The 19,019-nt window shown below is 53.8% G+C and carries 18 protein-coding genes; 15 read left to right on the forward strand and 3 right to left on the reverse strand.

Features of this window, described 5'->3' with window-relative positions; translation table 11 throughout:
- The first annotated feature begins 27 nt into the window (after positions 1–27).
- The 9 genes from B880_RS0101805 (at position 28) to tatD (ending at position 8,497) form a co-directional block, all read left to right on the forward strand.
- Positions 28–1,284 (forward strand): tetratricopeptide repeat protein, encoded by a 1,257-nt coding sequence (locus B880_RS0101805; RefSeq protein ID WP_017345677.1) that lies wholly within the window; start codon positions 28–30, stop codon positions 1,282–1,284.
- Between the two features lie 79 nt (positions 1,285–1,363).
- A complete protein-coding gene (gene rmuC / locus B880_RS0101810; protein ID WP_026042368.1) occupies positions 1,364–2,851 on the forward strand; it encodes a DNA recombination protein RmuC in 1,488 nt (495 codons plus the stop codon).
- A 77-nt stretch (positions 2,852–2,928) separates the two neighbouring features.
- Positions 2,929–3,687, forward strand: coding sequence for a bifunctional demethylmenaquinone methyltransferase/2-methoxy-6-polyprenyl-1,4-benzoquinol methylase UbiE (gene ubiE / locus B880_RS0101815; RefSeq protein WP_017345679.1), 759 nt, complete (start codon positions 2,929–2,931; stop codon positions 3,685–3,687).
- Between the two features lie 6 nt (positions 3,688–3,693).
- Positions 3,694–4,305, forward strand: coding sequence for a ubiquinone biosynthesis protein UbiJ (gene ubiJ / locus B880_RS0101820; protein WP_026042369.1), 612 nt, complete (start codon positions 3,694–3,696; stop codon positions 4,303–4,305).
- Entirely contained in the window at positions 4,302–5,939 is a 1,638-nt protein-coding gene (ubiB, locus tag B880_RS0101825) for a ubiquinone biosynthesis regulatory protein kinase UbiB (protein ID WP_017345681.1), read from the forward strand. Before ubiJ ends, ubiB begins: the two co-directional genes overlap by 4 nt.
- A 106-nt stretch (positions 5,940–6,045) precedes the next feature.
- Positions 6,046–6,297, forward strand: coding sequence for a Sec-independent protein translocase subunit TatA (tatA, locus tag B880_RS0101830; RefSeq protein ID WP_017345682.1), 252 nt, complete (start codon positions 6,046–6,048; stop codon positions 6,295–6,297).
- Positions 6,298–6,300: 3 nt separating this feature from the next.
- The gene (gene tatB / locus B880_RS0101835; protein ID WP_017345683.1) at positions 6,301–6,840 is read left to right on the forward strand and encodes a Sec-independent protein translocase protein TatB; all 540 of its coding nucleotides are present in this window, start codon (positions 6,301–6,303) and stop codon (positions 6,838–6,840) included.
- 2 nt (positions 6,841–6,842) lie between these two features.
- Entirely contained in the window at positions 6,843–7,625 is a 783-nt protein-coding gene (gene tatC, locus B880_RS0101840; protein WP_017345684.1) for a Sec-independent protein translocase subunit TatC, read from the forward strand.
- A gap of 89 nt (positions 7,626–7,714) precedes the next feature.
- Complete coding sequence (gene tatD / locus B880_RS0101845; protein ID WP_017345685.1) at positions 7,715–8,497, forward strand: 3'-5' ssDNA/RNA exonuclease TatD; 783 nt, start codon at positions 7,715–7,717, stop codon at positions 8,495–8,497.
- On the opposite strand, the gene rfaH is transcribed toward tatD, so the two are convergent.
- Complete coding sequence (rfaH, locus tag B880_RS0101850) at positions 8,494–8,982, reverse strand: transcription/translation regulatory transformer protein RfaH (protein WP_017345686.1); 489 nt, start codon at positions 8,980–8,982, stop codon at positions 8,494–8,496. The genes tatD and rfaH overlap by 4 nt on opposite strands.
- A gap of 191 nt (positions 8,983–9,173) precedes the next feature.
- Here rfaH and ubiD point away from each other — a divergent pair, with 191 nt between their 5' ends.
- Both ubiD and fre read left to right on the forward strand, forming a co-directional pair.
- Positions 9,174–10,658 carry a 4-hydroxy-3-polyprenylbenzoate decarboxylase gene (gene ubiD / locus B880_RS0101855; RefSeq protein WP_017345687.1) on the forward strand — a complete coding sequence of 495 codons (1,485 nt, stop codon included), beginning with the start codon at positions 9,174–9,176 and terminating at the stop codon, positions 10,656–10,658.
- 44 nt (positions 10,659–10,702) lie between these two features.
- Positions 10,703–11,404 (forward strand): NAD(P)H-flavin reductase, encoded by a 702-nt coding sequence (gene fre / locus B880_RS0101860; RefSeq protein WP_017345688.1) that lies wholly within the window; start codon positions 10,703–10,705, stop codon positions 11,402–11,404.
- Positions 11,405–11,445: 41 nt separating this feature from the next.
- Here the strand turns inward: fre and fadA are convergent, their stop codons facing one another.
- Together fadA and fadB are read right to left on the reverse strand one after the other, a co-directional pair.
- Entirely contained in the window at positions 11,446–12,609 is a 1,164-nt protein-coding gene (fadA, locus tag B880_RS0101865; protein WP_017345689.1) for an acetyl-CoA C-acyltransferase FadA, read from the reverse strand.
- A complete protein-coding gene (gene fadB / locus B880_RS0101870; RefSeq protein WP_017345690.1) occupies positions 12,609–14,801 on the reverse strand; it encodes a fatty acid oxidation complex subunit alpha FadB in 2,193 nt (730 codons plus the stop codon). The genes fadA and fadB overlap by 1 nt, the downstream gene beginning before the upstream one ends.
- Positions 14,802–14,985: 184 nt before the next feature.
- Here fadB and pepQ point away from each other — a divergent pair, with 184 nt between their 5' ends.
- From pepQ to hemG, 4 genes are read left to right on the forward strand one after another with little or no spacing between them, the layout of a single operon-like run.
- Positions 14,986–16,317, forward strand: a complete 1,332-nt coding sequence (pepQ, locus tag B880_RS0101875) for a Xaa-Pro dipeptidase (protein ID WP_017345691.1) — start codon at positions 14,986–14,988, stop codon at positions 16,315–16,317.
- Positions 16,317–16,934 carry an IMPACT family protein gene (locus B880_RS0101880; protein ID WP_017345692.1) on the forward strand — a complete coding sequence of 206 codons (618 nt, stop codon included), beginning with the start codon at positions 16,317–16,319 and terminating at the stop codon, positions 16,932–16,934. The genes pepQ and B880_RS0101880 overlap by 1 nt, the downstream gene beginning before the upstream one ends.
- A gap of 22 nt (positions 16,935–16,956) precedes the next feature.
- Positions 16,957–18,408, forward strand: coding sequence for a Trk system potassium transporter TrkH (trkH, locus tag B880_RS0101885; protein ID WP_017345693.1), 1,452 nt, complete (start codon positions 16,957–16,959; stop codon positions 18,406–18,408).
- 18 nt (positions 18,409–18,426) lie between these two features.
- Positions 18,427–18,963 (forward strand): menaquinone-dependent protoporphyrinogen IX dehydrogenase, encoded by a 537-nt coding sequence (gene hemG / locus B880_RS0101890; RefSeq protein WP_017345694.1) that lies wholly within the window; start codon positions 18,427–18,429, stop codon positions 18,961–18,963.
- Positions 18,964–19,019: the final 56 nt, after the last annotated feature.

Here is a 19,019-nt window from a genome sequence, read left to right on the forward strand (position 1 = left end):
CCGTGCCCGCTTTGACGGAGACCGACCATGCGTTCAGGCTTTACCTCTCGCCCTGCGGCGAATCCCCGCGATCTGCAAGCGCGTGTGGAGCAGTCCGCTGCCCGTTTTCGCCATGCGATGGCGCAGGAAGATTACCCCACTGCCCTGAAAAGCTGTGAAGAGGTGCTGCGCGTTATGCCGCACCAGATGCAGGTGCTGAGTGATTATGCACTGTGTCAGATGCGCCTGGGTCAGTATCCCAAAGCTTATAAAACCTATTTGAAAATCTTACAGGCTCCCCCCGCTCAGCAGGCTCAGGCGTCAGAAACCTGGCGTGATGGTCTGGCGGAAGTCTGTGGTTGGTTACAAAAGCCTGAAGAGGTGCGACGTTACGGCCTTGCAGCACTGCAACACGCCGATGACCGTTTTCGAGGTGGCCCGCGTGTCACCTTTCCCTCCGCGCAGCCCGCCCCGTTTGATGCCACTCGCCCGCAGCAAAACATCATCGCTTTCAGCCTGTATGGCGGTCAGCCTCGTTACTGTGAGACGTTGATTCGTAATGTGGAAGTGGCACCCGATCTGTTTCCTGGCTGGCGCTGCCGCGTTTATCTGGATGATTCGGTTCCCGGCCATGTCTGGCAGCGTTTGCAGTTGCCTCACGTGGAGCTCGTGGATATGTCGCAGGAAAAGCACATTTTCCCGACGCTGTGGCGTTTTCTGGTGCTGGATGATGCCAGCGTGCAACGCTTTATCGTCCGTGATGCAGATTCATTGCTCTCTGAGCGTGAAGCGGCGGCAGTGAACGCCTGGCTGGCTTCTCCTTTCTGGTTCCATCACATGCGTGACTACTTTACGCACACGGAGTTGCTGCTGGCGGGCATGTGGGGAGGGTGCAATGGCGTATTCCAGCAGGTTGAGCAGTCGATGCGAGATTTCATTACTCAGTACGCAGGCAGTGCGCGTTACACCGACCAGTATTTTCTCAAGCAAGCACTCTGGCCCACCGTGCGGGAGAGCCTCCTGAGTCACGATGAGCTTTTTGGTTTTCATCAGGCCCAGCCCTGGCCCCAGCATGCCCCCATCCGCTGGCAGACTGACCGTTTTCACGTTGGCAGCAATGCGGGCTTTGCCAGCATGACGGGGCCGGTGGCGAGTGAAGGCGATCAGCAGCAGGTGGAGCTGAGCTGGCAGGGGAGAAGTTGGGTGTATGCGGCACGGGTAAAACAAAATCAATGGCATCTGCCGCTGCCGTTTTTCCTGATAGATGCCTGGAAAGCCGGGGAGCTCACCGTAAGAACACTTTGATTAGCAAAGATTTATCTGGACATTCATACAGTGCCACTCTACCTTTTTTCTCAGCGCAGCAAGCGGTAGGGGAAGCAGAATGGACAGTCAGATAATGATCGGTGCCTGCCTGGCATTAGCCGGAGCAGGCATTGGTTGGATCATCGCACAGTTGCGGTCCAGCCATCAGGCGAGCAGCTTTAACGCGGAGCAGAGGATTCTGGAAGAGGCGCAACAGCGTCTGGCCGCCGAAATAGCGCAATTGCAGCAGCAGTTGGCGCAGCGTGAGCAGGAACGTATTCAGCTCCACGGTAGCCTGAGCGCAACTCAGGAACGGCTGCAACAGCTTGACTACTGGCGCACGGAGGCGGATCAGCTGAATCGCGAATTGCGCAATCAGCTGGATGTAAACCGGGCGCAGGAAGCGGAACTGCGTGAAGTGACCATCCGCCTGGAAGAGACGCGCTTTGCCGCCGAAGAGAAACAGCGCCTGCTGACCAACAGCGAGCAGCGTTTGACCGCCCAGTTTGAAAACCTCGCCAATCGTATTTTCGAAAACAATGGCCGCCGGGTTGATGAGCAGAATCGTCAAAGTCTGCATGGTCTGATTACGCCACTGCGTGAGCAACTTGAGGGCTTCCGCCGCCAGGTCAACGATAGTTTTGGCCAGGAAGCGCGTGAGCGTCATACGCTTACTCATGAAATCAAACAGCTACAACAACTCAACGCCACCATGGCGCAGGAAGCGCTGAACCTGACCCGCGCCTTGAAAGGGGATAACAAAATTCAGGGGAACTGGGGTGAAGTGGTGCTGAGCCGGGTGCTGGAAGCTTCTGGCCTGCGTGAGGGCTACGAGTACGAAACACAGGTCAGCATTCAAACCGAACAGCAGGGCCGCTTGCAGCCCGATGTGATTGTGCGGCTGCCGCAGGGCAAGGATGTGGTGGTGGATGCCAAAATGACGCTGGTCGCCTGGGAACGCTACTTCAACGCCAATGATGAAGCGACGCGGGAGTTAGCGATTCAGGAACACGTTGCCGCCATGCGCAGTCATATCCGCCTGTTAGGACGCAAAGATTATCAACAATTACCCGGTTTACGCTCACTGGATTATGTGTTGATGTTCATTCCGCTAGAGCCCGCATTTCTGTTAGCGATAGATCGCCAGCCTGAATTAATCAGTGAAGCCTTGCAACAGAACATCATGCTGGTCAGCCCGACGACCCTGCTGGTGGCGCTACGCACCATCAACAACCTGTGGCGTTATGAACACCAGAGCCGTAATGCCCAGCGCATCGCCGACCGCGCAGCAAAACTGTATGACAAGATGCGTCTGTTTGTTGATGACATGGGGGGCATTGGCAGTAACCTCGAAAAAGCCCAGCAGAGCTATCAGCAGGCGATGAAAAAACTGGCCGAAGGGCGTGGCAATATCATCGCCCAGACCGAAGCGTTTCGCAGTCTGGGGGTTGAGGTGAAACGGCCCATTAATCCGCAATGGGTGGAGCAGGCGCAGCCAGATGAAGAAATACCCGATGAGGATGAGACCGATCCCCCGTCAGCATCGGTCAGGCGCCTGCATGAATAGCATGGCTTAGCATGCCTGAGCCTCGCCACTCTGTGGTACACTTTGGAAAGTATTGATTGTGGAGCAGGTAAAAACCGATGGCAGATGAATCTCAGCAGGAAACAACGCATTTTGGCTTTCAGACCGTTGCCAAGAACGAGAAAGAGGGAAAAGTCGCGGAAGTCTTTCACTCCGTAGCGGCAAAATATGACCTGATGAACGACCTGATGTCGTTCGGCGTCCATCGCGTCTGGAAGCGTTTCACCATCGATAGCAGCGGCGTACGCCGTGGCCAACGCGTATTAGATCTGGCCGGTGGCACTGGCGACCTGACGGCGAAATTCTCGCGTCTGGTCGGTGAAACGGGTCAGGTGGTTCTGGCGGATATCAACAGTTCGATGCTGAAAATGGGCCGCGAAAAGCTGCGCAACCTCGGCGTCGTGGGCAACGTAAACTACGTTCAGGCGAATGCCGAAGCTCTGCCGTTCCCGGATAATTACTTTGACTGCATCACCATCTCTTTTGGTCTGCGTAACGTGACCGAGAAAGAGAAAGCGTTGGCATCAATGTTCCGCGTACTGAAGCCAGGCGGGCGTCTGTTGGTACTGGAGTTCTCTAAGCCGGTACTGGATCCGCTGAGCAAAGCCTACGATGCTTACTCCTTCCATATTCTGCCGCGCATTGGCCAACTGGTCGCGCAGGATGCTGAGAGCTATCGCTATCTGGCTGAATCTATCCGTATGCATCCCGATCAGGAAACCCTGAAGGCGATGATGAACGATGTCGGCTTTGAAAATACCACCTACTTCAACATGACCGGCGGCATTGTAGCGCTGCATCGTGGATTCAAATTCTGATCAATGATGGTGAATACGCTAACTCCTCTGATAACTGCCGGTCTGGAGACCGCACTAAACCGGGTTCTCTATCGCGATCGTAGCCTGAAAGCCGCACGCCAGCGGCTGGCAGGCAAGGTACTGACGTTGCGACTGAGTGAGCTGTCCCATCCACTGGTGCTGGTGTTTAGCGAGCAACAGTTGGATGTGCTGAGTGACTGGCAGGACAGCAGTGACTGCACGGTGATAACCCATCTGCGTTCTTTGAGTAAACTGCGCGATCGTCAGCAGCTAACCGCACTGATTCGCAGCGGTGAGCTGGAAGTGGAGGGCGATCTTCAGGTGGTACAGCAGTTCTCTGCGCTGATCGACCTGGCAGAGTTAGATCCTGCTGAATACCTCTCTCCGTGGATTGGCGATGTTGCCGCATTCGGCCTGAGCCAGTTTGCCCGTAAAGCGTTTGGCTTTGCGCAGCTTGAGCTGACCCGCCGCCAGACCCATGTCGCGGAGGTGTTGACGGAAGAGTGGCGCATGGCGCCGGCAGCACTGGAGCTAGCGTGGTTTGCTGAAGAAGTAGATTCGATAGACCGCGAACTAGAAGCGTTGCAAACGCGGCTGGCGCAGTTGGAGGCGAAATGACGTTCGGTGAACTACGCCGCTTATACTTTATCATTCGAATTTTTCTGACCTACGGACTGGATGAACTGATCCCCAAAATGCGCATCACGCTGCCGCTGCGGCTGTGGCGGCGCTGTATTTTCTGGATCCCGAATCGCCATGCGGACAAAACTGTGGGGGTGCGCCTGCGCCTGGCCATGGAGCAGCTGGGTCCGGTCTGGATTAAGTTCGGCCAGATGCTCTCTACCCGACGCGATCTGTTCCCACCTGCCGTCGCTGATGAGCTGGCTGTCTTACAGGATCGCGTAGCGCCATTCGACGGTGCGAAAGCCAAAGCGCAAATTGAGCGTGCGATTGGCGGTCCGGTAGAAACCTGGTTTGACGAGTTTGATATTAATCCGCTGGCTTCTGCCTCGATTGCTCAAGTCCACACCGCCACGCTGAAAGAAAATGGCGCGAAGGTGGTGATCAAAGTGATCCGCCCGGACATTCTGCCGGTGATTAAAGCCGACATGAAGCTGATCTACCGCCTGGCGCGTTGGGTGCCACGTCTGCTGCCTGACGGGCGTCGCTTGCGTCCGGTGGAAGTGGTGCGTGACTACGAAAAAACCCTGCTGGACGAACTGAATCTGCTGCGTGAAGCGGCGAATGCCATCCAGCTACGGCGTAATTTTGAACGTAGCCAGATGCTCTACGTACCCGAAATCTATTCTGACTACTGTAGCGAATCGATGCTGGTGATGGAGCGCATTTACGGCATTCCGATTTCTGACATCGCCACACTTGAGCAGCACGGCGTCAATATGAAGCTATTGGCAGAACGTGGTGTGCAGGTGTTCTTTACTCAGGTGTTCCGTGACAGCTTTTTCCATGCAGATATGCACCCAGGAAATATCTTTGTCAGCTATGATCATCCAGAAGACCCACAATATATTGGCATTGACTGCGGTATCGTTGGCTCGCTGAATAAAGAAGATAAACGCTATTTGGCGGAGAACTTCATTGCCTTCTTTAATCGTGATTATCGCAAGGTGGCTGAGTTGCACGTTGACTCGGGCTGGGTTCCGCCGGACACCAACGTAGAAGATTTTGAATTCGCGATTCGTACTGTCTGTGAACCGATTTTTGAGAAGCCACTGGCGGAAATTTCGTTTGGGCATGTCTTGCTGAATCTGTTTAACACTGCGCGCCGTTTCAACATGGAAGTACAGCCACAGCTGGTGCTGTTGCAGAAAACCTTGTTGTACATCGAAGGTATTGGCCGTCAGCTTTATCCTCAGCTGGATCTGTGGAAAACGGCAAAGCCGTTCCTTGAAGACTGGATCAAAGATCAGATTGGCTTACCTGCCATTTGGCGAGCAGTAAAAGACAAAGCGCCATTCTGGGCGGAAAAACTGCCCGAGTTGCCAGAACTGTTTTATGAGAGCATGCGCCATCACAAGATGCTCAAACACAGCGTAGATAAGCTGGCCGGAGAGATGCAGGAGCAACGGACGCGTCAACATCAGTCGCGCTACCTGTTCGGAATTGGCGCTACACTGGTGTTAAGTGGTGTTGCGGTGCTGTTACGCAATCCTGAGTGGAATATGACGTCAGCGTTACTGATTGCGGCTGGCGCTGTAAGCTGGATAATAGGCTGGCGGCGGACAAACTAATTGTCAGGTCGGGCTAAACCACGTAATGTCGCAGGTTCAGGCCCGTCCACTGGGCCGCTGACACGACGTTCAGCATTGTATTTACTAGATTATTAGAGGCCATACTATGGGTGGTATCAGCATCGGCAAGTTGTTAATCGTTGCCGTAATTATTGTCCTTATTTTCGGTACCAAAAAATTCCGCACACTGGGCGCGGATCTCGGCGCTTCGCTGAAAGGCTTTAAAAAAGCCATGAGTGATGACGACAAGAAAGAAGAACCAGCGCAGCAGGACGCAGATTTCGCGACCAAAACGCTGCCGGAACAACAGCAAACCGCGGCTAAGAAAGAAGAAGCCAGGAACGACAAGCAGGTGTAAACCGTGTTCGATATTGGGTTCAGTGAACTGCTGCTGGTGTTTGTGATTGGGCTGATTGTGCTTGGCCCACAGCGCTTGCCAGTAGCAGTAAAAACCGTTGTTGGCTGGATCAGAGCCATGCGCTCGTTGGCCGCAAATGTGCAAAATGAACTTGCGCAGGAGCTGAAACTGCAAGAATTGCAGGACAGCCTGAAAAAAGTGGAAGAAGCGGGCCGTGGCACGCTTTCACCGGAGCTGAAAGAGTCGATGGATGAGCTGCGTAAAACCGCAGATTCTATGCGTCGCTCTGTGCAGCAGAGCATTGATCTGGAAAAAACCGAAGATGAAGCGAATACCATTCATTCGCCTCAGACGCCGGTACAGGATCAGCCCCCGGCTACACCTCAGGTGCCTGCTACGCATGCTCATACAGAAAGTGTCAGCCCAGCAGCTGCCGAGCATCAGGCCAGTGCGCCTGCGCAAGCGCCTGCTGAGGTGAAACCCGTTCAGCCCGCGCCCGGCGGGGAAACTCCCCAGGCTGTTGCCGTAAAAGACGAAAAATAACCATGGCCGTTGAAGATACCCAACCGCTGATCAGCCATCTGATTGAGCTGCGTAAGCGCCTGCTGAACTGCATCATCGCGGTTTTTGTCATTTTTCTGGCACTGGTTTACTTTGCCAATGACATCTACCACGCCGTGGCCGCACCGTTAATTAGCCATATGCCACACGGTGCCAGCATGATAGCCACCGATGTTGCATCACCGTTTTTTACCCCGATTAAGCTGACCATTGTTGCCTCGGTGTTTCTCGCCGTCCCGGTTATTCTTTATCAGGTGTGGGCATTTGTTGCACCAGCACTGTATCGCCATGAACGTAAGTTGGTGATGCCGCTGCTGTTCTCCAGTACTTTCCTGTTCTACCTCGGTGTGGCGTTTGCCTACTTCATCGTCTTCCCGCTGGCGTTTGGCTTCTTTGCTAAAACCGCACCAGAGGGCGTACAAATGGCCACCGACATTGCGAAATATCTCGATTTCGTCATGACCATTTTCATGGCCTTCGGTGTGGCGTTTGAAGTGCCAATCGCGATTGTGTTGCTGTGCTGGACCGGCATTACGACACCTGAAGATTTGCGCAAAAAACGACCTTATATTCTGGTCGGTGCGTTTATTGTTGCGATGTTGCTCACACCACCAGACGTTTTCTCGCAAACTTTGCTCGCTATTCCGATGTACTGCCTGTTTGAGATAGGGGTATTCTTTTCCCGCTATTACGTGGGTAAAGGACGTAAGGATCAGGATAGTGAGGCGGACGACGAGCAAGAAGACGACGAAACGCCAGCAGCCTGAGTCCTTTCGGTCGCATATCCCGCTAGCCGGCGGGATCATTAATTCATCAACCGCCCGTTTTCGGGCGGTTTGCATTTCTGGAAGAGCTTATGTTTGATATCGGTGTAAACCTGACCAGCACGCAATTCGCGAAAGATCGTGAACAGGTAGTGAAACGCGCGCGCGCAGCGGGCGTCACCGGGATGCTGATTACCGGCACCAATGCGCTGGAGAGCCAGCAAGCACAGCGTCTGGCACAGAGCCATCCTGATTATTGTTGGTCTACGGCGGGGGTTCATCCCCATCACGCTAGCGAGTGGTCAGCAGAAACGGGGAATACGCTACGCCGCCTGGCGGCGAGCAAAGAGGTGGTCGCGATTGGCGAATGTGGACTCGATTTTAATCGCAACCTCTCCGCTCACGATCAACAAGAGTATGCTTTCGAGGCGCAGTTAGCGCTGGCTGCAGAACTGAACCTACCGGTGTTTTTACACTGTCGCGAAGCACACAGGCGCTTTCTTGCTGTATTAACGCCGTGGCTCCCTAAATTACCTGGCGCAGTGGTGCACTGTTTTACCGGTACGCGCCCGGAGCTGGAAGCATGCCTGGTGGCAGGATTGTCAGTGGGAATTACAGGCTGGGTGTGCGATGAACGGCGCGGGCTGGAACTGCGTGAGCTGCTGCCGCTGATTCCGGCAGATAAGCTGATGCTGGAAACCGATGCACCTTACTTGTTGCCACGCGACATGCATCCTCGGCCAACTTCACGCCGCAATGAACCCTGCTTCCTGCCACACATTGTGCAGCAGGTCGCAGGGTGGCGTGGCGAAGAGGCCGAGGCTTTAGCACAGCAGGTAGATCAGAACGTGCGAAGCTTATTTAGCCTGAACTAGGCTTTGCGGAACAGACGATTATCGATGCTGCGCGCCACCTGCTTATTAAGCAGATTCAGCAGCAGCATCGAGCGTGCTTCTCCATCCGGCTCTGCGAAGATGGCACGCAGGCCTTCAAACGTACCGTCTGTGATGACCACTTCATCGCCGATTTGTGGCGTTTCCGGATCAAACAGCAGGGTTGGCGCTTCATTTTGTAAGGCACAAATGACTTCAGCGGGCACGGTAGCAGGCAGAGATCCGAAGCGAACAAAGTGACTGACGCCACGGGTGGCGCTAATCGTTGTTGTGTGAATTGCTTCCGGATCGAACTCCACAAACATGTAGTTGGGGAAAAGCGGCTCACTCAAAGTGGTACGCTTCCCGCGCACGATTTTTTCCAGAGCAATCATTGGGCTAATGCAGTTAACATCTTGCCGCTCGAGATGCTCTTTAGCGCGAATTAACTGACCGCGCTTGCAGTAGAGTAAGTACCAGGATTCCATATTTGCTCCCAACGAATGGACGCATAAGAATATCAAACCTACTGACAGAGTTATAGCGCATCCCTGACGGGAAAGTGGCGCAATTTGTGAAAATTCCTGCTAAATCCCAACCTGCACCACATAAACCTCAACACCCAGACATAAACCTCCTTATAATGGCCGATTGACCCTGGCAAAAAAGTTAACCCGGCATGAAATATCAGGATTTACGCGACTTCTTAGCCCTGCTTGAGCAGCGTGGCGAATTAAAACGTATTACCCAGACTATCGATCCTCATCTCGAAATGACCGAGATTGCCGATCGTACTTTGCGTGCGGGCGGACCGGCGTTGTTGTTTGAGAATCCGAAAGGCTATGACATGCCGGTACTGTGCAACCTGTTTGGCACGCCAAAACGGGTAGCGATGGGAATGGGACAGGAAGAGGTGAGTGCGCTGCGTGAAGTGGGCGAACTACTGGCCTTCCTGAAAGAGCCGGAGCCACCAAAAGGCTTCCGCGACCTGTTTGATAAAGCACCGCGTTTCAAGCAGGTACTGAACATGCCGACGAAACGCCTGCGAAATGCGCCCTGCCAGGAAATCGTTTATAGCGGTGATGACGTCGATTTAACGCGTATCCCGGTGATGAAGTGCTGGCCTGGCGATGCGGCCCCACTGATTACCTGGGGCTTAACGGTCTCACGAGGTCCGCACAAAGAGCGGCAAAACCTCGGTATTTATCGCCAACAGGTGATCGGCAAAAATCGTCTGATCATGCGCTGGTTGTCGCATCGTGGTGGCGCGCTGGATTATCAGGAGTGGTGTAAGGCGCATCCGGGAGAGCGTTTCCCGGTAGCTGTTGCACTGGGCGCCGATCCGGCCACCATTCTGGGTGCTGTGACCCCGGTGCCTGATTCCCTGTCAGAATATGCCTTTGCCGGTTTATTACGCGGTAATAAAACCGAAGTCGTTAAATGTATCAGTAACGATTTGGACGTCCCGGCCAGCGCTGAAATTGTGTTGGAAGGCTATATTGAACCGGGCGATATGGCACCAGAAGGGCCATATGGCGACCACACGGGATACTATAATGAAGTGGATAGTTTCCCGGTATTTACGGTAACGCACATCACCCAGCGCAATAAACCTATCTACCACTCAACTTATACTGGTCGTCCGCCAGATGAACCGGCGGTGCTGGGTGTAGCGCTGAATGAAGTACTGGTGCCCATTCTGATTAAGCAGTTCCCGGAAATCGTTGATTTCTACCTGCCGCCTGAAGGGTGTTCCTATCGGATGGCCGTGGTCACCATGAAGAAGCAGTATGCGGGGCATGCGAAGCGCGTGATGTTTGGCGTCTGGTCGTTCTTACGTCAGTTCATGTACACCAAGTTTGTGATTGTCTGTGATGACGACGTTAATGCCCGCGACTGGAATGATGTGATCTGGGCGATCACCACCCGTATGGACCCAGCGCGCGATACTGTACTGGTTGAAAACACGCCCATCGACTACCTCGATTTCGCCTCACCCGTTTCGGGACTGGGTTCCAAAATGGGGATGGATGCCACCAATAAGTGGCCTGGCGAAACGGATCGTGAGTGGGGAACCCCGATCGTAAAAGATCCGGCGGTTACCGCCCGTATTGATGCTATCTGGGATGATTTAGGCATCTTCGATGCACCGCTGCAACGCTGAGTGGTGCTAATTACATACACACAACCCTCTGACAGAGAGAGCGTATGGCTATTCTGAACTGTAAAGTCACATCAGTGGATATGATTACCGATACGGTGTTTCGGGTGCGCATGGTGCCGGAAGCAGAATTTACCTTTCGCGCGGGCCAGTATCTGATGGTGGTCATGGATGAACAGGATAAACGCCCTTTCTCTCTGGCCTCAACGCCACATGAGAAAGAGATCATTGAATTGCATATCGGCGCTTCCGATCACAACTTGTATGCAATGGCAGTGATGGATCGCATTCGCGCCGATCGTCAGATCACGGTTGATCTGCCACACGGCGAAGCGTGGTTGCGTGAAGAGAGCGATCGCCCGGTGATCCTGATTGCCGGTGGCACCGGTTTCTCCTATGCCCGTTCAATCTTGTTGAGTGCGCTGTCACAACAGCCCAATCGTGATATTGCGATTTACTGGGGTGGGCGCGAGCTGCGGCACTTGTATGACCTGGATGAGCTGTATGCGTTGGCAGTCAAACATCCTAACCTGAAAGTTGTGCCAGTGGTTGAGCAACCAGAGGACAGCTGGCAGGGGCGCAGCGGCACAGTGTTGACGGCGGTGATGCAGGATTACGGTACATTGAGCGAATACGATATCTATGTCGCCGGGCGTTTTGAGATGGCTAAGATTGCACGAGATCGCTTCTGTGCTGAGCGCGGTGCATTGCAAGATCACATCTATGGTGATGCTTTCGCATTCATCTGAAGTCCGCTAACCGCCCTAACCGGGCGGTTAGCGTTTCTGGGCTACACTCGCTCAAAAACGGTAGCAATACCCTGACCCAGCCCAATACACATAGAAGCCAGGCCAAACTGAGCATCCCGCTGTTGCATGATGTTCAGCAGCGTTGTTGAGATGCGTGCGCCCGAACACCCTAAGGGATGGCCAAGCGCAATTGCACCACCGTTCAGATTCACCTTCTCATCCAGCTGATCTGTCAGACCTAAATCCTTGATACAAGGCAGTGTTTGCGCGGCAAAAGCTTCATTCAGTTCAAATATGTCAATATCTGCTACCGTCAGCCCGGCGCGTTTTAACGCCAGCTTGCTAGCAGGGACGGGACCGTATCCCATAATAGAAGGATCGCACCCCACCACGGCCATACTGCGAATATAGGCGCGGGGGGGTAGCCCCAGTTCACGCGCTTTGCTTTCACTCATAATCAGTAGCCCAGCCGCACCATCCGAGAGGGCGGAAGAGCTGCCTGCCGTCACGCTGCCGTGTACCGGATCGAAAGCCGGTCGCAAAGCCGCAAGGCCTTCCAGACTCGCATCCGCGCGAATCACCTCATCCCAGTCGTAGCGCTGTAGTACGCCATCAGCATCATGGCCATAGGTAGGCACGATTTCATGCCTGAAATCACCGCGCTGGGTTGCTTGCCAGGCACGTTGATGAGAGCGCAAGGCAAAAGCATCCTGCTGTTCGCGACTGATATGGTGCATTCGCGCCAGCATTTCAGCGGTTAATCCCATCATCCCGGCAGCTTTCGCCACGCTACGGCCCAGCCCGGGATGAAAGTCAACGCCGTGGCTCATGGGAACATGCCCCATATGTTCCACGCCCCCGATCAGGCAGATCTGTGCATCGCCGGTCATGATGGTACGTGCAGCGTCGTGCAATGCCTGCATCGATGAACCACAGAGTCGGTTGACGGTGGTGGCTGGCACCCGATGCGGAATTTCAGCCAGCAAGGCCGCATTACGGGCAATATTGAAACCCTGCTCCAGGGTTTGTTGTACGCAGCCCCAGACAATGTCATCCAGGGTGGCGGCCTCGACGGCAGGATTACGTTGCAACAGCGCCCGCATCACTTGCGCAGAGAGGTCTTCGGCACGGACATGACGATAAGCACCACCTTTTGAGCGTCCCATTGGGGTACGGACGGCATCCACAACCACGACTTTTTCCATTATTCCCCCTCAGCGCTGTTCAGTGCAGATTCGTTAACCGGAGCCACTGGCGGATACCAGCTTTGATGCTGGTGGGCTTTCTGTACCAGTAAATCAGGCAAGACATACAACGGTCCCAAAGAGAGATAGCGCCGCGCCTGGTCGATGACGTTGCTGGTGCCGAGCGTATCCAGGTAGTGGAAGACACCGCCCCGGAACGGCGGGAAGCCCAGCCCATACACCAGCGCCATATCCGCTTCAGCTGCGGAGGCAATGATCTTCTCTTCCAGGCAACGCACCACTTCGGCAATCATCGGTAGCATCATGCGGTTGAGGATCTCTTCATCGCTGAAGTCACGGCGTGGAGAGCAGACCGTTGCCAATAGTTCATCGACACTGGCATCGTTGACCTTCTTCGCCTTGCCCTGTTTATCCTGCTCCCAGAGCCAGAAACCACGGCCATTTTTTTGTCCAAAGCGCTGTGCCGCGAACAGCACATCGATTGCATCACGGTAATCTTTCTTCATGCGGGAGGGGAAACCTTCCGCCATCACCGCCTGAGCATGATGTGCAGTATCCAGGCCGACCACATCCAGTAACCATGCCGGCCCCATCGGCCAGCCGAACTGTTTCTCCATCACCCGGTCTACCTGGCGGAAATCCGCGCCATCCCGTAGTAACAGGCTAAAAGCAGCAAAGTAGGGGAACAGCACCCGGTTCACAAAAAATCCGGGGCAGTCGTTTACGACGATAGGCGTTTTTCCCATGGCGTTGGCCCAGGCGACCACCCGGTCAATCGTGGTTTCGGCTGTTAGTTTGCCTCTCACCACCTCGACTAAGGGCATACGTGGAACCGGATTAAAGAAATGCATACCGCAGAAGTTCTCTGGGCGCTGCAAAGCCTGTGCAAGCTGTGAAATCGGAATGGTAGAAGTATTCGACGCTAGCACGGCTTCTGGACGCAGCTGCCGCTCGGTTTCTGCTAATACCTGAGCTTTGATTTGGGGGTTCTCGACCACCGCTTCAACGACGATATCGAGCTTATCAAACCCGCTGTAGTCCAGCGTTGGCTGGATACTGGCAATGATGGTGGTGAATTTTTCATGGGTGATTTTGCCGCGCTCGAGCTGCTTACTCAGCAGCTTACCGGCCTCTTTCATGCCCAGACTCAGCGCCTGTGGAGAAATATCTTTCATCTTTGCTGGCACGCCTTTCCAGGCTGACTGGTAAGCGATACCGCCACCCATAATACCGGCCCCAAGAACCGCGGCCTGTTTAGGGATGGCGCTGTTGGCAGCGCGTTTTTTTGCCAGGCTTTTCACATATTGATCGTTCAGGAAGATGCCAACCAGCGCCCGAGCCTGAACTGACTGCGCGAGCGGCACAAAGGCGGCAGCTTCTAGTTTCAGCGCATCATTACGATCCAGAGCGGCGGCGGCTTCGATGGTTTTCACTGCTGTGACGGGCGCAGGGTAGTGCTTACCGGCGGTTTGCATCACCATGGCTTTGGCGGTCGTGAAGCTCATTGCTGCTTCAATCGGGCTCAGGCGCAGTGGCGCTAATTTCGGCGCGCGGCGCGCGCGCCAGTCGCCTTGCTGGATGGTCGCTTGCATCATACGCAGGGCAGCGTCGGCCAGTTTGTCAGTGGCAACCACGGCATCTACCAGGCCTAAACTCAGAGCGGTTGCCGCATTCACATCTGTACCAGCAGCTATAATTTCCAGGGCGCTATCAGCACCGAGTAATCTGGGAAGACGAACGCTGCCGCCGAAGCCTGGCATAATCCCGAGTTTAGTTTCAGGCAATCCAATACGGGCATCGGGGGTTGCGACGCGGAGGTCAGTAGCAAGAATGCACTCACACCCGCCGCCTAGCGCGTAACCGTTAATGGCGGACAGCGTCGGAACAGGTAAATCTTCCAGGCGATTAAAAATATGGTTGGCAAACGCCAGCCAGGTCGTCAGTTTTTCTTCTGGTGCGGCAAACAGCGACAGGAACTCGTTGATATCAGCACCCACGATAAATGCGGGTTTGTCTGAACTCAGGATAACACCACGTAGATCGGGTTGTTGTTCCAGCACACTAATGGCTTCGCCGAGACTGGCTACCGTTCGCGTATCCAGTTTATTGACAGAGCCGGGTGCGGCAAATACCAGCCCGGCGATGCCATCGTCGAGCCAGTGAAGATAAAGGGATTCGCCTTGATAAAGCATGTGCATCTCCTGCATCGGCAAAAGGGATCTGGTCATACCAGATGATCAGGAGTGTGGAAGTGAGGTGAATATTTTGCAAACTGCCAACTGCTGAATTGCAGGCTGGATCACAATGGCGTAATAACGGCAAGCCGCTGCGGCTGTGCTACACTGCGGCCACTTTTCCCGTCACTGGAGAATCGCAATGGACTCCCTAAAAACGCTCTATCGTGGGCATATCGCCACATTACAACAGCGCGCCCAACAAGTGCTGGCTCGCTTTAAGCTGGATGCAATGTTGATTCACTCCGGCGAACTGCAGAACGTGTTTCTTGACGATCATGCTTATCCTTTTAAGGTTAACCCGCAGTTTAAAGCCTGGGTACCAGTGACGCAGGTTCCCAATTGCTGGCTATGGATTGATGGCGTAAACAAACCACGGTTGTGGTTTTACTCGCCAGTAGATTACTGGCATGTGGTTGAGCCCCTACCGGACAGCTTCTGGACCGAAGACGTTGACGTTATCGGGCTGAAAAAAGCTGAGGAGATTAACCAGCTACTGCCAGCGCAGCGTGACAATGTGGCGTATATCGGACCGGTAGTGGAACGGGCGCGGCAGCTGGGTATTCACAGTGAGCGCATCAATCCACAAGGGGTGATCGATTTCCTGCATTACCATCGCAGCATCAAGACTGACTATGAGTTGGCTTGTATGCGTAAAGCGCAAAAAATTGCCGTAGCGGGGCACCGTGCAGCGAAAGAGGCTTTTGTCTCGGGGTTGAGTGAGTTTGATATTAATCAGGCGTATCTGACTGCCACTGGCCACCGTGATACCGATGTGCCGTATGGCAACATTATTGCGCTGAACGAGCATGCAGCGGTGCTTCACTACACTCAGCTTGATCATGAACCACCAGCTAAACGCCTCAGTTTCCTGATTGATGCCGGGGCGGAATATCTTGGCTATGCAGCCGACTTAACGCGAAGCTATGCGGCGAAAAGTAACTCACTCTACGCAAGCCTGGTTGAAGCCCTCAACCGTGAAGAGCTGGCGCTGATCGCCACGATGAAGGCGGGTGTGCGCTACACCGAATATCATCAACAGATGCATCAGCGTATTGCGAAATTGCTGCTGAAGTTTGATTTGGTGCAGGGCATCAGTGAAGAAGCTTTAGTAGCCGAAAACCTCACTGGGCCGTTTATGCCTCACGGTGTTGGTCATCCACTCGGGTTGCAAGTTCATGATGTCGCGGGCTTTATGCAAGATGAGCACGGCACACATCTCGCTGCACCGTCCCAGTATCCTTATCTACGCTGCACGCGCGTGTTGGAACCGGGCATGGTTTTGACCATTGAGCCGGGCTTCTATGTGATCGATTCACTGTTGGCACCGCTGCGTAATGGTCAATACCGTCAGCACTTTGACTGGCAGGCCATTGATGCCCTCAAGCCGTATGGCGGCGTGCGTATAGAAGACAATGTGGTGGTCCATAGCAGCCGTATCGAAAATATGACCCGTGATCTGCACCTCGCCTGATGGACGCTTATGATATTCCCGCTGATGCGCTGAGCATCAGCGAAGAGACCATTAAGAAAAGTCGCTTCATTACCCTGCTGGCGCACACCGAAGGTACTGAAGCGGCCCGGGCCTTCGTTCAGCAGGTAAGACGTGAGCACCCAGATGCGCGTCATCATTGTTGGGCATGGGTGGCGGGTTCACCTTCGGATTCTCAGCAGCTAGGGTTTTCAGATGATGGTGAGCCTTCCGGGACGGCAGGAAAACCCATGCTGGCGCAGCTTATCGGGGCCGGAATTGGCGAGATAACGGCGGTGGTGGTGCGCTACTATGGCGGCATCATGCTGGGCACAGGTGGTTTAGTCAAAGCGTATGGCGGTGGCGTGCAACAGGGATTAAAGCAATTATCCCGCAGGCGAAAAGTGCCGATGCAGCCGTTTATTCTCGAGTGTGACTATGCCTTGCATGGTGATATCGAGCGATTGCTGCAACGCTACGCCGGGCAAATCATCGAAACACACTATCTGGATCACATTACTTTGCAGCTTGCGCTGCCTTTTGGGCAGTCTGAAGCGTTTCAACGCGATCTCACTGATATCAGCCGTGGCACGCTTGAGCTGCGTGCAGCGGATAAATAACTCTGTTTAAGGAAATGGCTTCATGCACTTTCGTGCCATAACTCGCATCGTAGGATTGTTGGTGATCCTGTTCTCGGTGACGATGATTGTCCCCGGCCTGGTGGCGTTGATTTATCGAGATGGTGCCGGGCGTGCATTCAGCCAGACTTTCCTTTGGGCACTGGTGATTGGTTCATTGCTTTGGTGGCCTAACCGTAAGCAGAAGACCGAGCTAAAGCCGCGCGAAGGTTTTCTTATTGTGGTGCTGTTCTGGACGGTGCTGGGTAGCGTAGGGGCACTCCCGTTTATTTTTGCTGAAAAGCCGCACCTTTCCGTGACGGATGCCTTTTTTGAGTCCTTTTCTGGCCTGACAACAACCGGCGCGACCACGCTTGTAGGACTGGATTCGCTGCCTAAAGCGATTCTGTTCTATCGCCAAATGCTGCAGTGGCTAGGGGGGATGGGGATCATCGTGCTGGCTGTAGCCATCCTGCCAATTTTAGGGGTGGGTGGTATGCAGCTTTATCGTGCTGAGATGCCCGGTCCCCTCAAAGATAATAAAATGCGGCCGCGCATCGCGGAAACGGCGAAAACGCTATGGCTTATCTACGTGCTGCTTACGGTGGCCTGTGCTGTTGCCTTATGGCTGGCGGGGATGCCGCTGTTTGATGCTATCGGCCACAGTTTCTCTACTATCGCTATCGGCGGCTTCTCTACGCATGATGCAAGTATCGGCTACTTTAACAGTGCCACCATCAATACGATTGTTGCGGTGTTCCTGCTGATTTCCGGCTGCAACTATGGTTTGCATTTCTCTCTGTTAAGCGGGCGCAGTTTGCGAGTTTACTGGCGAGATCCCGAATTCCGTATGTTTATCGGCGTACAGTTGACGTTAGTCATCATCTGCACCCTGGTACTGTGGTTCCATAATGTGTACAGCAGTAGCTGGCAAACGCTCAATCAGGCTTTTTTCCAGGTGGTTTCAATGGCGACAACCGCCGGGTTCACCACGGATAGTATTGCGCGCTGGCCTCTCTTCTTGCCGGTATTGCTGCTCTGTTCTGCCTTTATTGGAGGTTGTGCTGGTTCAACCGGAGGCGGTCTAAAGGTCATCCGTATCCTTTTACTGTGGAAACAGGGCTCACGTGAGCTGAAGCGCCTGGTGCACCCTAATGCGGTTTACTCCATCAAGCTGGGTAACCGTGCTTTGCCAGAACGGATACTTGAAGCCGTGTGGGGATTCTTCTCCGCCTATGCATTGGTGTTCCTTATTAGCATGCTGGCGATCATCGCGACGGGCGTGGATGATTTTTCCGCTTTTGCTGCGGTAGCGGCGACGCTGAACAACCTTGGGCCAGGACTGGGTGTCGTGGCTGATAACTTTACCTCTATGAATGACGTCGCCAAGTGGATTCTGATTTCCACCATGTTATTTGGCCGTCTTGAGGTGTTTACTTTACTGGTGCTCTTCACGCCGACCTTCTGGCGTGAGTAGCAACAACGCGAGCTATATATGAAAGCACTGATTCTTTATTCAAGCCGTGATGGGCAAACGCACAAGATAGCTAAAGCGATTGCTGAGGCAATGGCACCGCAGCAAGCAAGTGATGTTTTGGACCTCAACCGCCCGAATACCATTAAGTGGGCTGATTATGATCGCGTCTTGATTGGCGCATCTATTCGTTATGGCCATTTCCAGCCAGCATTACCAAAGTTTGTGCAGCAGCATCTTCCTGAACTGCAAAAACGTATCAGTGGTTTCTATTCTGTGAATCTCACTGCACGTAAAGCGGAGAAGTCGACACCGCAGACTAATGCCTATACCAATAAGTTCTTATCTCAGTCGCCCTGGCAGCCGGATTGCTGCGCGGTATTCGCCGGGGCTTTACGTTATCCGCAATATCGTTGGTTTGACCGCGTGATGATTCAATTCATTATGCGTATGACGGGAGGAGAAACGGATGCAAACAAGGAAGTCGAGTATACAAACTGGGATCAGGTTCGTCGTTTCGCCCTGGAATTCGCCTGTTTACCAGGCAAAATGTCGTAAAATAAGCCTGATTGACTGAAATTAGCGCGAACAGTAAAAAAGATCGAAAAAAGGGG

The organism is Pantoea sp. A4, from assembly GCF_000295955.2.
GTDB lineage: Bacteria > Pseudomonadota > Gammaproteobacteria > Enterobacterales > Enterobacteriaceae > Pantoea > Pantoea multigeneris.

Bases quoted from the DNA above. Each gene is read 5' to 3' on its own strand.
- fre (WP_017345688.1), top strand. From the start codon at position 10,703: ATGGCTATTCTGAACTGTAAAGTCACATCAGTGGATATGATTACCGAT.
- ubiJ (WP_026042369.1), top strand. From the start codon at position 3,694: ATGGTGAATACGCTAACTCCTCTGATAACTGCCGGTCTGGAGACCGCA.
- fadB (WP_017345690.1), bottom strand. From the start codon at position 14,801: ATGCTTTATCAAGGCGAATCCCTTTATCTTCACTGGCTCGACGATGGC.
- tatC (WP_017345684.1), top strand. From the start codon at position 6,843: ATGGCCGTTGAAGATACCCAACCGCTGATCAGCCATCTGATTGAGCTG.
- B880_RS0101805 (WP_017345677.1), top strand. From the start codon at position 28: ATGCGTTCAGGCTTTACCTCTCGCCCTGCGGCGAATCCCCGCGATCTG.
- ubiB (WP_017345681.1), top strand. From the start codon at position 4,302: ATGACGTTCGGTGAACTACGCCGCTTATACTTTATCATTCGAATTTTT.
- fadA (WP_017345689.1), bottom strand. From the start codon at position 12,609: ATGGAAAAAGTCGTGGTTGTGGATGCCGTCCGTACCCCAATGGGACGC.
- rmuC (WP_026042368.1), top strand. From the start codon at position 1,364: ATGGACAGTCAGATAATGATCGGTGCCTGCCTGGCATTAGCCGGAGCA.
- B880_RS0101880 (WP_017345692.1), top strand. From the start codon at position 16,317: ATGGACGCTTATGATATTCCCGCTGATGCGCTGAGCATCAGCGAAGAG.
- ubiE (WP_017345679.1), top strand. From the start codon at position 2,929: ATGGCAGATGAATCTCAGCAGGAAACAACGCATTTTGGCTTTCAGACC.
- trkH (WP_017345693.1), top strand. From the start codon at position 16,957: ATGCACTTTCGTGCCATAACTCGCATCGTAGGATTGTTGGTGATCCTG.
- tatA (WP_017345682.1), top strand. From the start codon at position 6,046: ATGGGTGGTATCAGCATCGGCAAGTTGTTAATCGTTGCCGTAATTATT.
- pepQ (WP_017345691.1), top strand. From the start codon at position 14,986: ATGGACTCCCTAAAAACGCTCTATCGTGGGCATATCGCCACATTACAA.
- hemG (WP_017345694.1), top strand. From the start codon at position 18,427: ATGAAAGCACTGATTCTTTATTCAAGCCGTGATGGGCAAACGCACAAG.
- rfaH (WP_017345686.1), bottom strand. From the start codon at position 8,982: ATGGAATCCTGGTACTTACTCTACTGCAAGCGCGGTCAGTTAATTCGC.
- tatD (WP_017345685.1), top strand. From the start codon at position 7,715: ATGTTTGATATCGGTGTAAACCTGACCAGCACGCAATTCGCGAAAGAT.
- ubiD (WP_017345687.1), top strand. From the start codon at position 9,174: ATGAAATATCAGGATTTACGCGACTTCTTAGCCCTGCTTGAGCAGCGT.